This is a genomic window from Streptomyces malachitofuscus, assembly GCF_055571035.1.
The window spans coordinates 212,239-226,830 of sequence record NZ_JBVIGA010000013.1 but is presented as its reverse complement, the minus strand read 5'-3'; the positions used below and the strand labels follow the sequence as shown (position 1 = coordinate 226,830).

Sequence of the window (14,592 nt, the reverse complement as noted above, 5' to 3'; positions counted from 1 at the left end):
AAATGCGGCGGGACGAGTCGGCTCAGGGTGTCTTTGAACAGGCTTGCTCACGGCTTCAACGCATCTTTCTGTCGGAGTGTTGACGGAATAATGCGGCGTACCTACCTTGACCGGCATGCAGATGCCCAGCGGAGTGCACGCGCTTGTCAGGCGGACCCATGAGGAACGCGTCCTGCGAGCGCTGCAGGAGAACGGCGCCATGAGCCGCGGCGAGATCGCACGGGTCGTGGGCCTGTCGCGCACCACCCTGTCCGAGATCACCGGAAGCCTGCTGCAACGGGGCGCCATCGTCGTCGTGGACACCGATGCCTCGAAGCGCGCGGGCAGCGGCCGGCCGGCCGAGCGTCTGGCACTCGATCCCTCGTCGGCGCAGTTCATGGGCGTCGACTTCGGTCACCGTCGCGTCAACGTCGTCGTGGCCGACGCCTCGCACGACATCATGGCGTCCGGTTCCGTACGGTATGACGACACCACGCCCTGGCAGGAGCGCACCGCACTGGCCCTCGGCCTGGTGGAGCGGCTCACCAGCGAGGCCGGCGTCCACTACGGAGCTCTCCAGGGCATCGGCATCGGCGTGCCGGGCCCCTATCCCGCCGCCGAAGCGGCGGCCTGGCCCCGCACCACCTCGGCGGGGACGGCGCTGCGACCGGCCCCGGAAGGGGTCGACGTGGCCTTCGCCGCGCGCTTCGACGCACCGGTGATCGTTGACAACAACACGCGACTGGCCGCCCTGGCCGAGGCGATCAGCGGCGCGGACAGCGTGGCCGACCTGGTGTACGTCCGTCTGTCGGACGGCGTCGGCGGCGGGCTCGTCGTCGGCGGCCAGCTGGTGACCGGCTCCACCGGACTGGCCGGCGAGCTGGGCCATGTGACCGTCGAACCGGCGGGCCGGCCGTGCCGGTGCGGCAAGCGCGGCTGCCTGGAGACCGTGGCCTCGGTCCCCGCCATTCTCGCCGCCTGCTGGGAGTTCGGCCTGCCGCTGGGGAACCTGGACGAGCTGGCCGCCGCCGTGACCCGCTCGCACCCCGTCGCCGAGCGGGTGCTGCGGGAGGCGGCCGCCGCGGTGGGACGTGTGGCCGGGGCGGCGACGATGACGCTCAACCCGGCGAAGGTCGTCATCGGCGGCGAGATCGCCCGGCTGGCACCCGTCGTCGTGGAGCAGGTCGCCGCCACCCTCGCCGCCGATCTCTTCCCGACCGCGTCGGCCGGTCCCGTCGTCGAGGCGGCCCGGCTCTCGGACGACGACGGCGCCATCGGTGCCCTCGCCGCGGTCTTCCACAGCTCCCCACTCCTGGCGAGGTACCCCGAAACCGCCGACGTGCGGGCCGGCAGTGATGCCCGTACCACCGACATCGAAGGAGCGGCCCATGTCCGTCCTTGACAAGCGGGGCGCCCGACCGCGACACCCCGTACCCGCAAAGACGTCCGGGGAGCCGGCCGACTCCGGCTCCCGGGACGACGGCAGGACCGCGCCGGAGCGCGGGCGGTCCTCCGGCCGGAGCGGGTTGCCCCTGCTCCTGAACGCCGCGTCCGTCGCGCTGGGCATCGGCATCTGGTGGGCCCTGGCGGCCGCCGGGTTCAAGCTGCCGACCCCGCCGGAGGTCGTGGAGCGGGCGGGGACGCTGATCGGCGACGGGACGCTCGCCGACGACGCCCTCGCCAGCCTCACGCGCGTCCTCATCGGCTTCGGCCTCGGCACGGCCGTGGCCGTCCCGATCGGGTTCCTCATGGGCTGGTACGGCATCGCGCGCGGCCTGATCGAGCCCTGGATCCAGTTCTTCCGCACCATTCCGCCGCTGGCGATCATCCCGCTCGCGGTGGTCGCCATGGGCATCGACGAGACACCGAAGATCTTCGTCATCTTCCTCGCCGCTTTCCTGGCGTGCGTGATCTCGACCTTCCAGGGGGTCGTCGACGTCGACCGCACCATGATCAACGCCGCACGGGTCCTGGGCGCCAAGGACGCGACGATCTTCGCCCGCGTGGTGGTGCCCGCCTCCACGCCGTTCATTCTCGTCGGCATGCGGGTCGGCCTCGGCTCGGCGTGGGCGACCCTCGTCGCCGCGGAGCTCATCGCCGCGCAGGAGGGGCTCGGTTACCGCATGCAGAACGCCCAGCTCTACTACGACCTTCCGACGATCTTCGTCGGGCTCATCTCGATCGGGATTCTCGGTCTGCTCATGGACCGTGTCCTCCTCCTCGCGGAACGCAAGCTCACCGGATGGCAGGAACGCCGATGACCAGCAAGCCGGCCAAGATATCCGTCCAGGGTGTCACCAAGGCCTTCGCCCTCGGCCGTGACACCTTCACCGCCCTCGACGACGTGTCGATCGACATCGCGGACAACGAGTTCGTCACCGTCGTCGGCCCCTCGGGGTGCGGCAAGAGCACCCTGATGAACATCCTCGCCGGGCTGGAGACCCCCACGGCGGGCCGTGCCCTGGTGGACGGCGCCCCCGTGTCCGGGCCCGGGCCCGAGCGCGGCGTGATCTTCCAGCAGTACGCGCTCTTCCCCTGGCTGACCGTGCGCCAGAACGTCGAGTTCGGGCTGCGGACGACCGGTGTGCCCAAGGGCGAACGCCGCAGCCGTGCCGAGCACTTCATCGAACTGGTCGGGCTGGAACGTTTCGCCGACGCGCTGCCCAAGACGCTGTCCGGAGGCATGCGCCAGCGTTGCGCCATCGCCCGGGCCTACGCCGTGGACCCCTCGATCCTGCTGATGGACGAACCGTTCGGCGCCCTCGACGCGCTGACCAGGGTCAAGCTCCAGGAACAGCTGCTTCGGACCTGGAGCCAGGACAAGCGCACGGTCCTGTTCATCACCCACGACGTCGACGAGGCCGTGTTCCTGGCGAACCGGGTGATCGTCATGGCGGCCCGGCCCGGGCGCGTCTACGACGTCATCGAGGTCGACCCCGCCATCGAACGCAACGAGGAGTTCCGCCTCAGCTCCGAGTTCGCCGCACTGCGCAACCGGGTGTGGCACTCCGTCTACCACCAGGAAGGCCGCACCGCCGCCCCTTCCACCGCCCACGCCTCGACATCATGACCAGGAAGGGACACCCCGCCATGCCATCCACCTTCACCCGCAGAACCTTCTCCGCCGCCCTCGCCGGCCTGTCCGCGATGGCCCTGCTGACCGCGTGCGGGGGCGACTCGTCCTCCGGCGGCTCGGACGACACGGTGCGGTTCGGCTACATCAACGACTTCAACGGTGCCAGCCTGATCGCCATCGCCGAAGCCAAGGGGATGTGGAAGAAGCACGGGCTGAAGCCGGAGACCAAGGTCTTCACCAACGGCCCCCTGCAGATCCAGGCCCTCGGCACCGACAACCTCGACTTCGGATACATCGGCCCGGGCGCCATGTGGCTCCCCGCCTCGGGGCAGGCCAAGGTCGTCGCCATCAACACGCTCGGCAACTCCGACCGGGTGCTGGCCCAGCCGGGCATCACCTCGATGGAGCAGCTCAAGGGCAAGACCGTCGCCGTTCCCGAAGGCACCTCCGGCGACATGATCCTCACGCTCGCGCTGAAGAAGGCGGGGATGACCAAGAGCGACGTGAAGGTCGTGCCCATGGACCCGTCCACCATCGTGTCCGCCTTCTCCTCGAAGCAGGTCGACGGGGCGGGCTTCTGGTACCCCGCCGCGGCCACCATCAAGAAGCAGGTTCCCGACCTGCAGGAACTGGCCAAGAACACCGACTTCGAGGACGACGTCTCCTTCCCCACCGCCTTCGTGGCCGGCAACAAGCTGGTGTCCGAGAACCCGGAGAAGGTCGAGAAGGTCCTCGCCGTTCTGCGCGAGGCCATCGAGTTCCGTTCGTCGCACACCGAGGAGGCCGTCGAACTCACCGCCGACAAGCTGAAACTCCCCGTGGACCAGGTCGAGGCCGACGCCGCCAACAACAAGGTGCTCAGCGTCGACGAGCTCGACGCGCTGACCGAGGACGGCACCATCGCCAAGTGGCTGACGGGCATGAACGACTACTTCGTCGAGACGGGGAAGCTGAAGAAGCCCGTCGACCCGAAGACCTACTACACCGGCGACCTCTTCATCGGAGCAGGCGAGTGACGCGGTCCAGCACCACCGACGCCGGCAGCGCGGCCGGCGCCTCCCCGAAGAACATCCTCTTCCTCATGACCGACCAGCACCGGGCGGACACCCTCGGCGCGTACGGCAACCCCCTGGCGCACACCCCGGTCCTCGACGAACTCGCCGCCACGGGCACCCGCTTCGACCGCTGGTACACCCCCACCGCGATCTGCACGCCCGCCCGGGCCAGTCTGCTGACCGGCCAGGCGCCGTTCCGGCACAAGGTGCTCGCCAACCACGAACGCAACGTCGGCTACCTCGAGGACCTCACCGACGACCAGTTCACCTTCTCCCGGGCCCTGCGGGACCACGGCTACAACTGCGGCCTGATCGGCAAGTGGCACGCCGGCACCCGGCGGACGGCGGCGGACCACGGCTTCGACGGCCCCGAACTGCCCGGCTGGCACAACCCCGTGGACCACCCCGACTACCTCGCGTACCTCGCCGAGCACGGTCTGCCGCCGTACCGGATCAGCGACCGGATCCGCGGCACCCTGCCCAACGGCGGTCCCGGCAACCTGCTCGCCGCACGGCTGCACCAGCCGGTCGAGGCCACCTTCGAGCACTACCTGGCCACCCGTGCCATCGAACAGCTCGAGAAGTACGCCGCCGACTGCCGCGAACGCGAGCAACCCTTCTTCCTCGCACTGCACTTCTTCGGGCCGCACCTGCCGTACATCCTCCCCGACGAGTACTTCGACCTCGTCGACCCCGCCGATGTGGAACTGCCGCGCTCGATCGCGGAGACCTTCCACGACAAGCCGCCGGTCCAGCGCAACTACAGCGCCCACTGGACCTTCGACACCATGCCGATCGAGACGACCCGCAAGCTCATCGCCGTCTACTGGGGCTATGTGGCGCTGATCGACCGGCAGATCGGCCGGGTCATGGAGGCGATGGAACGGCTGGGCCTGATGGACGACACCGCCGTCTTCTTCACCTGTGACCACGGCGAGTTCACCGGCTCGCACCGGCTGCACGACAAGGGCCCGGCGATGTACGAGGACATCTACCGCACGCCCGGACTGCTCCGTGTCCCGGGCGCCCCTCCCGGTGTGGTCCGCTCCGAGTTCGTCAGCCTGCTCGACTGCACCGCCACCATCCTGGAACTGGCAGGCATCGACCCGAAGCCCGCGGTGGACTCGCGCAGCCTGCTGCCTCTCGTGCACGGCGAACCCGCGGACTGGGAGGACGACATCGTCTGCGAATTCCACGGCCACCACTTCCCCTACCCGCAGCGCATGCTGCGCGAGAACCGGTACAAGCTCGTCGTCAACCCCGACTCGGTCAACGAGCTGTACGACCTGGTGACCGACCCGGACGAACTGCAGAACGTCTACGCCCACCCCGAACAGGCCGAGGTGCGCAGACGGATGATGCGCCGCCTGTACGACGTGCTGCGCGAGCGCGGCGACAACTTCCACCACTGGATGACATCGATGTACGAGGTCGGCGAGGTGGCCCACGACCCGACCCTGAGCGGTCTCGACGAGTCCACGTACCGGGCCCATGACTGACGGCCACCGTTCCTGCTGCACCCCGGCGGCCACGCCGGTCACCGCCGGCCCGCACCCGGCGGTGCCGGTCACCGCCTCCCGCGAGCGTTCCACACGGGGGCAGGTTCTCCTGCCCGGCGGCGAGTTCGCCATGGGGGACGCCTTCGACGAGGGGTACCCCGCCGACGGTGAGACGCCCGTTCACCCGGTCCGTCTCAAGCCCTTCCACATCGACGAGACCGCCGTCACCAACGCGCGGTTCGCCGCCTTCGTCAAGGCCACGGGCTACATCACCGACGCCGAGCGCTACGGCTCCTCGGCGGTCTTCCACCTCGTGGTCACCGCCCCCTCGGCCGACGTCCTCGGCCACGCCGCCGGAACGCCCTGGTGGATCAACGTCCGGGGTGCTCACTGGCGCCGGCCCGAAGGTGCCCGTTCCGACATCATCGGCCGGCAGAACCATCCGGTCGTCCACGTGTCGTGGAACGACGCGGCCGCCTACGCGCGGTGGGCGGGCAAGCGCCTGCCCACCGAGGCGGAGTGGGAGTACGCCGCACGCGGAGGACTGTCCGGCCGCCGCTACGCCTGGGGCGACGACCTCACCCCCGACGGCAGATGGCGCTGCAACATCTGGCAGGGACGCTTCCCCCACACCAACACCGCCGAGGACGGCCACCTGACCACGGCACCCGTCAAGTCCTACCGTCCCAACGGCTTCGGCCTGTGGAACACCGCCGGCAACGTGTGGGAGTGGTGTGCCGACTGGTTCTCGCCCGCCTACTACGCCGAGTCCGCCCCGGAGGACCCGCGCGGCCCGGACACCGGAACGGCACGGGTGCTGCGCGGCGGCTCGTACCTGTGCCACGACTCCTACTGCAACCGCTACCGGGTCGCCGCACGCTCGGCCAACACCCCGGAGTCCTCGACGGCCAACCTCGGCTTCCGCTGCGCCAACGACGGCGAGGACCGGTAGTGCCTGCACCACCCGGACCGGGCAACTGGCTGCATGGGCGGGCGCCCCCGCGCCTTCTAGCGTCGTGGAGGTACCGCACCGAGCTCCTCCCGGAAGGCGCCCACCATGTCAGTGACCCCGCCCGACGTCGCCGTCGGCCTCGACCATGTCCACAAGACGTACGGCGGCGAACAGCCGGTCGTGGCGCTGGACGACGTGAGCGCCGTGTTCATGCGCGGCACGTCGACCGCGGTGATGGGCCCGTCCGGATCCGGCAAGAGCACCCTGCTGCACTGCGCGGCGGGGCTGGACCGGCCGGACTCCGGGCGGGTGCGGATCGGGGCCACCGATCTGTCGTCGATGTCGGAGAAGAAGCTGACCGAACTGCGCCGCAGCCGGGTCGGTTTCGTGTTCCAGGCGTTCAACCTGGTGGGCGCGCTGGACGTGGAACAGAACATCCTGCTGCCCTCGCGGCTGTCGGGCCACCGGCCGGACCGTGCGTGGGTCGCCGAGGTGATCGGCAGGGTCGGCCTGGGCGACCGGCTGCGGCACCGGCCGGCGCAGCTCTCCGGCGGCCAGCAGCAGCGTGTGGCGATCGCACGGGCGCTCGTCACCCGCCCCGAGGTCATCTTCTGCGACGAACCGACCGGGGCGCTGGACACCCGGACCGCCGCCGAGGTCCTCGCACTGCTGCGGTCGGTGGTCGACCGGGACGGGCAGACCGTCGTCATGGTGACCCACGACCCGGTCGCCGCCTCCTACGCCGACCGTGTGCTGTTCCTCGCCGACGGGCGGATCATGCAGGACATGGGACAGCCCGGCGCCGAGCGGATCGCCGAACATCTGGCCCTGCTCGGCCGCAGGCAGCCCGCCGTGAGCCGGGAGGGCTGAACCGTGCTCCGACTCGCGGCGCAGATGCTGCGCTTCCGCAAAGGCGGCTTCGTCGCCACGTTCGTCGCGCTCGCCGCGGGTGTCGCCGTCCTGATGACGTGCGCCCTGCTGGCGGAGTCGGGGTGGCGGTACAAAGGGGAGTCCCAGCGTTACGGCGCCACGCTCGCCGTCGTCGCGGACCGGGACCTGAGGGTGGCCGGACCGACGGTGCTCGGCGAGACCGAGTACACCACCGTGCCCCTTCCCGAGCGCGGCAGTGTCCCCGAGGCGCTCACCGGCGAGCTGGCCGCGGTGCCCGGAGTGGCGCGCGCGGTGGGCGACCGCTCGATCACCGTGACCACGACCGTCGCCCCGGACGTGCCGACCACGGGACACGGTTGGTCGAGCGCGGCGCTCGCGCCGTACCGGCTGGTCACCGGCACGGCACCACGCTCCGGCGGGGAGATCGCCGTCGACGCCCGGCTCGCCGGCCGCGTGGGACTCGCGCCGGGCGACACCATCGAGGTCGTCACCGGAGGTGCCGGCCGTTCCTACCGGGTGAGCGGCGTCGTCGAGACGGACGGCGCGCCCGGGGAGCAAGCGGCGCTGTTCTTCACCGACGCGCGGGCCGCCGCCCTCGACCCGCACCCGGGCCGCTTCGACGCCATCGGCGTACTCGCCGAACCGGACGCCGACCGCACCGCCGTGCTCGCCGAGGTGCGCCGGATCGCGGAGGACGCGGGCGCCAAGGCCTACGCCGGTGACGAGTGCGGACTCGCCGGACAACCGGAGGCCGCCGCCGCACGCGCCCTGACCCTGCAGGCCGGGGGAGCCTTCGGCGGGTACGCCGCGATGATCATCGTCTTCGTCGTCGCGGGGACCGCCGGCCTGTCGGTACGGCACCGGCGCCGTGACCTCGCCCTGCTGCGCGCCGTCGCCGCCACCCCGGGACAGGTACGGCTGATGCTCCTCGCCGAGGCGGGCTTGCTCGGACTCTCGGCCGCTGTGGCGGGCGTCCCGGCCGGACTGTTCGCCACGGGACACATCCGGGACGAACTCGTGTCCCGGGACTTCGTGCCCGAGGGATTCACCGTCCAGGGCGGGCCGCTCTCCGCGGCCGCCGCGACCCTGGGCGTCGCCGTCGTCGCCCTGCTCTCGGCGTGGATCGCCGCACTGCGCGTCACCCGCATCCGGCCGACCGAGGCCCTCGGGGAAGCGGCCGTCGAGCGGCCCCTCGGCAGCAGGACACGTGTGGTGAGCGGCCTGGTGTGCCTCGTGGCCGCGGTGTCCCTGACCGGCCTCACCGGCGCCACCGACGGCCAGGCCGCGCTGGGTGCCGCGATGGGCATGCTCTACGCGTTCGTGCTGGGCATCGCGCTGCTGGCGCCCTGGATCAACCAGGCGGCCGCCCGGTTGCTCGGGCCCGTCCTGCGGACCGTCTGGGGCAACAGCGGCCATCTCGCCGCGGCGAACCTGCGGGCCAACGCGCGCGGTACGGTCGCCGTGCTCACCGCGCTCGTGCTCTCCGTCGGCTTCGGCGGCACCGTCTGGTTCCTGCAGGACAACCTCCAGCGGCAGACCGTGGTCCAGAGCCGCGACGGCATCCTCGCCCAGCACGCGCTGACCGGTGCCGCCGGCCTGCCCGCCTCCGCGACGGCAGAGGCCCGCCGTGTCCCCGGGGTGCTCGCCGCGACCGGGGTGCGCCGCACCTCCGTCGTCGTGCCCGACCGGCTCGAGGCCCGGACGGTCGTCGCGCAGGGCATCGATCCGAGGGGCGTGGAACGGACGCTGGACCTGGACGTCACCTCCGGCAGCCTGGACCGGCTGGCCGAGGGCACCATGGCCGTGTCCAGCGCGCAGGCGGACGCCGCGGGGTGGCGGCTCGGGGACGAGGCCGACCTGTGGCTCGGCGACGGCACGCCCGTCACCCTGCGCGTCGTCGCCCTCTACGAACGCGGCTGGGGCTTCGGCGACGTCACCCTGCACACGCGCACGCTCGCCGGGCACACCGTCACCGGACTCGACGACCAGGTACTCATCCGCACCGCACCGGACGCCGACGTCGGCACCGCCCTCGCCGACCTGGCCCGCGGGTACCCGCACGCCGCGGTGGTGGACGCCGGCCTGCTCACCGGTGAACTCGCCGAGGACCTGGCCGTCAGCGGGTGGCTGAACAGGCTGCTCATCGCCGTCCTGGTCGGATACGCCGTCCTGGCCGCCGCCAACACGCTCGTCATGGCCGCCCTGGCACGGACCCGGGAACTGGCCCTGCTGCGTCTGGTCGGAGTCACCCGCCGCCAGGTGAAACGGATGGTGCACGCCGAACAGGCAGGGCTGCTGGGAGTGGCACTCGTCCTGGGCGGGACCGTCGCTGCGGTCACGCTCACCACGATCGTCAACGCCGTGGCCGGCCCGGGCGTCCCCTACGTACCGGCCGCCGGCTCGGCCGCCGTCGTCGGCGGGACCGTCGCGCTGGCACTCGTCGCCACGATGCTTCCCGTCGGCCGCGTCCTGCGTACCCCGCCGGTCGAGGGCATCGGCATCCGCGAGTGACCACCGGCCGCTGTCGCGGGCCGCACGGACGCCCACGCCGGGCGGCCGTGCGGCCCCTTCCTTTCGTGCGCCGCTCAGGCGGCCAGCCGCTCGGCGAGGGCCTTGGCCCTGACGGTCGCGTCCTGGTGGGCGCGCTCGCGGGAGCTCTCGAACAGCGGGACCAGCTCGGCCATCGCCGGCACCTGCGGGGCCATGGTCAGCTCCGGGACGATGAAGTCGAGTTCCAGCCCGAGCATGTCGACCAGCACCGCGCGCAGGTAGTTCTGCACGTACTCGGAGCCCTCGCGCGGCGTGCCCGGCGCGTAGGAGCCGCCGCGGCTGGCGACCACGGTGACCGGGGTGCCCTTGGCCGAGGGGTTCTCGCCCGCGGTGCGACCCATGAGGATCACGTTGTCCAGCCACGCCTTGAGCGTGGAGGGGATCGTGAAGTTGTACATCGGAGCGCCGATCAGCAGCGCGTCCGCCCGCTCGACCTCCTCGACGAGCTTCAGCCGTTCGGCGAAGGCCGCGGCCTGCCCCGGGGAGTGGGCGGCCGGGTCCGCGAAGGCCGCCAGGTGGGCGTCGGCGGTGAGGTGGGGAACGGGGGCGGTGGCGAGGTCCCGGTAGATCACGGTGCCCTCGGGGTGCTGTTCCTCCCAGGTCCTGCGGAAGGTCTCCGCCACGGCGCGGGACGAGGAGGCGGACGCCGGGAACACGGAGGAGTCGATGTGCAGAAGGGTGGCCATCGGGGGGTTTCTCCCATGAGTGGAGGAGCGGAGGCGTGAACGCCGCCGCTGACGTTTCGTACTCGACTATGGATAACACAGGTACTTACTTTTTTTCATCCCCTTGCAGGGCGGTAGTACCCTTGAGGCATGGCGATCGAGCAGGCGCACGAGGCAGAGGCATGCAAGCGGGTGGACGGAGGCATCACCCGCGTCTTCCAGCTGCTCGGAAAGCGCTGGACGGGCCCGATCGTGGCGGTGCTGGTGGAACAGCCGGCGTACTTCGCCGACCTGCGCCGGGCCATCCCCGGCATCAGCGAACGCATGCTCTCGGACCGGCTGACGGAGCTCGGCGCCGCGGGACTGGTCATCCGTGAGGTCGACGAAGGCCCGCCGCTGCGGGTCACCTACCGGCTGACGGAGTCGGGGGCGGCGCTGGAACCGGCACTCAAGGAACTCGGCAGGTGGGCCGACACACACCTGCCCGAGGGCAACCCCTGCACGGAGCAGGGCTGCTGAGCCCTCCGCCGCCGCGTACGTCCCTCTGACTTCGCCCTCCCGAGGCGGTGACTCCGCACGCCGGGGGAGCCCCGGCGCCGACCGTCGCCGGACCGGCCCGCCTGCCCGCGTCCAACGCGTCGGGCCCGCCCGGGATGCAGGCGCTGTGTCGACCGGCTCCTCATGGCGGCAACTGCGGCCGGTGCGGAGGCGGGGGAGCCGGGCGCCCTGCGGCACCGGCCGACGGCGGTGGGACGATCGCCGCGGTCAAGGGCCTGCACCGCCTGCACCCCTTCGACGACCGCGTCGTGGGCGCTCCGCCGGGACGGCCGTGGCGACCGCGCGCGTGTGGCCGGCGGCCACTCCCTCCCGTGCGACCCCGCTCCGACCGGCCCGGCGTGGGCAAGGGGGGCCCGGGGCCACCCCGGTGCGTCCCCGTGTGCGACCGGCTACCGCCGGCCAGGCGCTACGCGCCGAGTGAGCGGCGGGTGACCCGTTCCAGGTGGCGGGTGAAGACCTCGCGGGCGTCGGGCGTGAGCGTGCGCAGTGCCACCAGCGCGGTGACGGCGACGTCGCACAGCTCGGATTGGACGTCGTCCCACGTGTGGGTCGTGCCCTTGCGCGGGTTCTGGCCCGTCGCGCCGACCACGGCCTGCGCGACCTCCCCGACCTCCTCGGACAGTTTCAGGATGCGCAGCAGCAGGCCGTCCGGACCGTCGACGGGACGGTTTGCCTCCAGCCAGCCGTACAGGCCGTCCACGGACTCCCACAGATCGGCGGGCACCCGGGGCGGGGAAGAAGGAAGGTGATCACTCATGGGGGACAGCCTGGCACGGGCCACTGACAGCTCCCGGCCCGCGCCGCACTAGTCGAACAACGCCTCCTGCTCGCCCTCCCTGGCCTTCCGCAACCGGCGGTTGCGCGCGCCCAGCATCACCGCCGTCGCAGCCGCCATCGCGCCGAACGCCGCCGGGACCATCCAGCTCCGGTCGGCGGTATGGCCGAGGGCGTGGTCCAGGGAGAGCCGGCCGGGCCCCGTGACGGCGAGACCGGCGGCGGTCAGGCCCAGGGACGCGGCGTACTCGAAGCCGCCCTCCTGGTTGAAGAAGCCGTTGGGCGCGTGCACGGCGGACGCGCCCGCCATCGCACCGGCCGCGGCGGCGCCCGCGGCCGGGGTGGCGAGGCCCAGCGCCAGCAGGGTGCCGCCGCCGGCCTCGGCGAGGCCCGCCATCGTGGCGCTCGTCCGGCCGGGCGCGTAACCGATGGCCTCCATGAACTGGCCCGTGCCCTCGATGCCGCCGCCGCCGAACCAGCCGAACAGCTTCTGCGTGCCGTGCGCCGCGAGCACCCCGCCCGTCCCCAGCCGGAGCAGCAGCAGACCCAGGTCTCTTCGGTCGTAACAGGTCACGTCGTCTCCCCGGGAGCGGTGGCTTGGCCCGACCACGGTCGCACCCCCGCCACGGGCCGGGCCCGCTGCCGGTCGCCGTTCGGGTGACGCCGGTGGCGCGGCCCGCCGGCCGGTACGAGGCTGGCGGCATGACCATTCAGATCACCCGCCTCAGCGACCCCGCCGTACGTGCCTTCGTCACGGCCGTCAACAACCATGACCGGCAAGCCTTCATGGCTCTCCTCGCACCCGGCGCCACCATGGCGGACGACGGCTCCGAGCGCGACCTCGTCGAGTGGACCGACCGGGAGATCTTCTCCTCCCACGGCCACCTGGAGGTCGACAACGAGTCCGACGGCGGCCGTCGGCTCCTCGCCCGCTACAGCAACGACACCTGGGGCGAGATGCGTACCCGCTGGACCTTCACCGTCGACGAGGACGGCCGCATCTCCCGCTTCGAGACCGGCCAGGCCTGACCCGCAACACCACGGTCACGCCCGGGAGTCGGCAGCGCGTGACCGGTATGAAACGTCCGGGCGGTGAGAGTTGGGTGAGGGGATGGTCACAGATCTCGCCCAGCCGCTCGTTGAGGGATTCAAGCAACGCTGTCAGCTCGGCTTTTGCCCGGTGGTTGGCTCGGACTTGGGCGGACGTTGTGGAGATGCGCCGTCCGCCCGCCCCGGCCGCCGCGCCGTCCCATTGATCTGACCGTGACAAGTAGTCACTCTTCTCGTCAGCCTCCGCGTGACACCGCACCGGAGGTCAACCCCCCACACTCTGACGAGGAGATCCCTCTTCATGACGCATCAGATGCGCACCGTCGCACTGAAGGTCACCGCCGCCGCCTGCGCGGTGACGGCCGCCACCACGGCAGCCCTGCTCGGAGCGTCGTCCGCCCACGCCGCCGAGCCCGCTCAGGGCACCGTCCTCGGCCTCGGCACCGAAGGAGCCGTCGCGGGCAGTTACATCGTCGTGCTCGACGAGCGGACGACGTCCGCCGACAAGAAGGACCTGGCCCAGGAGTACGGAGGCGAGCTCAGCCGGTCCTACGGTGCGGCCCTCGACGGCTTCGCCGCGGACGGCCTGAGCGAGTCCGAGGCCAAGCGCCTCGCGGCCGATCCGGCCGTCGGCGCCGTCGTGGCCAACCGCACGTTCCGCACCACGGCCACCCAGGACAACCCGCCCTCCTGGGGCCTGGACCGGGTCGACCAGGCGGACACCGCGGGCGACAGCAAGTACACCTACCCCGACCAGGCCGGCGAGGGTGTCACCGCCTACGTCATCGACACCGGCGTACGGATCACGCACAAGGACTTCGAGGGCCGGGCGAGCCACGGCTACGACGCCGTCGACAACGACGACACCGCCGACGACGGCAACGGCCACGGCACGCACGTCGCCGCGACCGTCGCCGGTGCCGCGCACGGTGTGGCCAAGAAGGCGGACATCGTGGCAGTGAGAGTCCTGGACGACAACGGTTCCGGAACCACCGAGCAGGTCATCGCCGGTATCGACTGGGTCACCGAGAACCACAAGGGCCCCTCGGTGGCCAACATGAGCCTGGGCGGCGCCGCCGACCCGGCGCTCGACGCGGCGGTCCAGAAGGCCATCGCCTCCGGGGTCACCTTCGCCGTGGCGGCGGGCAACGAGTCCGCCGACGCCGGACAGGGATCGCCCGCCCGTGTGCCGGAGGCCCTCACGGTCGCCTCCAGCACCAAGGACGACGCCCAGTCCGACTTCTCCAACTTCGGGGCCGCCGTGGACCTTTACGGGCCCGGCTCCGACATCACCTCGGCCTGGAACGACAGCGACGAGGGCACCAGGACGATATCCGGCACCTCGATGGCCTCCCCCCACGTGGCCGGCGCGGCCGCCGTGTATCTCGCCGGTCACCCGGACGCCGACCCGGCGGCCGTGGCGTCGGCGCTGACCGGCGGGGCCACCGCCGACAAGATCAGCAACCCCGGCTCCGGCACCCCGAACAAGCTGCTCAAGATCACCGAGTAGTGCGCCGCCCGGGTGCGGGCCGCTGAAGCATGG

14 protein-coding genes are annotated in these 14,592 nt (G+C 71.7%); 11 read left to right on the top strand and 3 right to left on the bottom strand.

Annotation, left to right across the window (positions count from 1 at the left end):
- Positions 1-115: 115 nt before the first annotated feature.
- The 8 genes from ACZ44S_RS20695 (at position 116) to ACZ44S_RS20660 (ending at position 9,963) form a co-directional block, all read left to right on the top strand.
- Positions 116-1,381, top strand: coding sequence for an ROK family transcriptional regulator (locus tag ACZ44S_RS20695; protein ID WP_466931122.1), 1,266 nt, complete (start codon positions 116-118; stop codon positions 1,379-1,381).
- Complete coding sequence (locus ACZ44S_RS20690) at positions 1,368-2,240, top strand: ABC transporter permease (protein WP_466931119.1); 873 nt, start codon at positions 1,368-1,370, stop codon at positions 2,238-2,240. Before ACZ44S_RS20695 ends, ACZ44S_RS20690 begins: the two co-directional genes overlap by 14 nt.
- A complete protein-coding gene (locus ACZ44S_RS20685; protein WP_466931117.1) occupies positions 2,237-3,049 on the top strand; it encodes an ABC transporter ATP-binding protein in 813 nt (270 codons plus the stop codon). Before ACZ44S_RS20690 ends, ACZ44S_RS20685 begins: the two co-directional genes overlap by 4 nt.
- A 20-nt stretch (positions 3,050-3,069) precedes the next feature.
- A complete protein-coding gene (locus ACZ44S_RS20680) occupies positions 3,070-4,071 on the top strand; it encodes an aliphatic sulfonate ABC transporter substrate-binding protein (protein WP_466931114.1) in 1,002 nt (333 codons plus the stop codon).
- Entirely contained in the window at positions 4,068-5,609 is a 1,542-nt protein-coding gene (locus ACZ44S_RS20675) for a sulfatase-like hydrolase/transferase (protein WP_466931111.1), read from the top strand. Before ACZ44S_RS20680 ends, ACZ44S_RS20675 begins: the two co-directional genes overlap by 4 nt.
- Positions 5,602-6,561: a formylglycine-generating enzyme family protein gene (locus tag ACZ44S_RS20670; RefSeq protein ID WP_466931109.1), complete on the top strand. Its 960-nt coding sequence runs from the start codon at positions 5,602-5,604 to the stop codon at positions 6,559-6,561. Before ACZ44S_RS20675 ends, ACZ44S_RS20670 begins: the two co-directional genes overlap by 8 nt.
- 105 nt (positions 6,562-6,666) lie before the next feature.
- Positions 6,667-7,431: an ABC transporter ATP-binding protein gene (locus ACZ44S_RS20665; protein ID WP_466931106.1), complete on the top strand. Its 765-nt coding sequence runs from the start codon at positions 6,667-6,669 to the stop codon at positions 7,429-7,431.
- 3 nt (positions 7,432-7,434) lie between these two features.
- A complete protein-coding gene (locus tag ACZ44S_RS20660; RefSeq protein WP_466931103.1) occupies positions 7,435-9,963 on the top strand; it encodes an FtsX-like permease family protein in 2,529 nt (842 codons plus the stop codon).
- Between the two features lie 74 nt (positions 9,964-10,037).
- On the opposite strand, the gene ACZ44S_RS20655 is transcribed toward ACZ44S_RS20660, so the two are convergent.
- Positions 10,038-10,688, bottom strand: a complete 651-nt coding sequence (locus ACZ44S_RS20655; protein WP_466931100.1) for an FMN-dependent NADH-azoreductase — start codon at positions 10,686-10,688, stop codon at positions 10,038-10,040.
- Between the two features lie 129 nt (positions 10,689-10,817).
- Between ACZ44S_RS20655 and ACZ44S_RS20650 the strand changes: the two genes are divergently transcribed.
- Complete coding sequence (locus ACZ44S_RS20650; RefSeq protein WP_466931098.1) at positions 10,818-11,186, top strand: winged helix-turn-helix transcriptional regulator; 369 nt, start codon at positions 10,818-10,820, stop codon at positions 11,184-11,186.
- A 445-nt stretch (positions 11,187-11,631) separates the two neighbouring features.
- Here ACZ44S_RS20650 and ACZ44S_RS20645 read toward each other — a convergent pair whose 3' ends face one another.
- Positions 11,632-11,982, bottom strand: coding sequence for a MazG-like family protein (locus ACZ44S_RS20645; RefSeq protein ID WP_466931095.1), 351 nt, complete (start codon positions 11,980-11,982; stop codon positions 11,632-11,634).
- Positions 11,983-12,030: 48 nt separating this feature from the next.
- The gene (locus ACZ44S_RS20640; protein WP_466931092.1) at positions 12,031-12,573 is read right to left on the bottom strand and encodes a DoxX family protein; all 543 of its coding nucleotides are present in this window, start codon (positions 12,571-12,573) and stop codon (positions 12,031-12,033) included.
- Between the two features lie 128 nt (positions 12,574-12,701).
- Here ACZ44S_RS20640 and ACZ44S_RS20635 point away from each other — a divergent pair, with 128 nt between their 5' ends.
- Both ACZ44S_RS20635 and ACZ44S_RS20630 read left to right on the top strand, forming a co-directional pair.
- A complete protein-coding gene (locus ACZ44S_RS20635) occupies positions 12,702-13,028 on the top strand; it encodes a nuclear transport factor 2 family protein (RefSeq protein WP_466931090.1) in 327 nt (108 codons plus the stop codon).
- A gap of 322 nt (positions 13,029-13,350) precedes the next feature.
- Positions 13,351-14,559, top strand: a complete 1,209-nt coding sequence (locus tag ACZ44S_RS20630) for a S8 family peptidase (protein ID WP_466931087.1) — start codon at positions 13,351-13,353, stop codon at positions 14,557-14,559.
- The last annotated feature ends 33 nt before the right edge of the window (positions 14,560-14,592 follow it).

Bases quoted from the DNA above. Each gene is read 5' to 3' on its own strand.
- ACZ44S_RS20695 (WP_466931122.1), top strand. From the start codon at position 116: ATGCAGATGCCCAGCGGAGTGCACGCGCTTGTCAGGCGGACCCATGAG.
- ACZ44S_RS20690 (WP_466931119.1), top strand. From the start codon at position 1,368: ATGTCCGTCCTTGACAAGCGGGGCGCCCGACCGCGACACCCCGTACCC.
- ACZ44S_RS20685 (WP_466931117.1), top strand. From the start codon at position 2,237: ATGACCAGCAAGCCGGCCAAGATATCCGTCCAGGGTGTCACCAAGGCC.
- ACZ44S_RS20680 (WP_466931114.1), top strand. From the start codon at position 3,070: ATGCCATCCACCTTCACCCGCAGAACCTTCTCCGCCGCCCTCGCCGGC.
- ACZ44S_RS20670 (WP_466931109.1), top strand. From the start codon at position 5,602: ATGACTGACGGCCACCGTTCCTGCTGCACCCCGGCGGCCACGCCGGTC.
- ACZ44S_RS20665 (WP_466931106.1), top strand. From the start codon at position 6,667: ATGTCAGTGACCCCGCCCGACGTCGCCGTCGGCCTCGACCATGTCCAC.
- ACZ44S_RS20655 (WP_466931100.1), bottom strand. From the start codon at position 10,688: ATGGCCACCCTTCTGCACATCGACTCCTCCGTGTTCCCGGCGTCCGCC.
- ACZ44S_RS20650 (WP_466931098.1), top strand. From the start codon at position 10,818: ATGGCGATCGAGCAGGCGCACGAGGCAGAGGCATGCAAGCGGGTGGAC.
- ACZ44S_RS20645 (WP_466931095.1), bottom strand. From the start codon at position 11,982: ATGAGTGATCACCTTCCTTCTTCCCCGCCCCGGGTGCCCGCCGATCTG.
- ACZ44S_RS20635 (WP_466931090.1), top strand. From the start codon at position 12,702: ATGACCATTCAGATCACCCGCCTCAGCGACCCCGCCGTACGTGCCTTC.
- ACZ44S_RS20630 (WP_466931087.1), top strand. From the start codon at position 13,351: ATGACGCATCAGATGCGCACCGTCGCACTGAAGGTCACCGCCGCCGCC.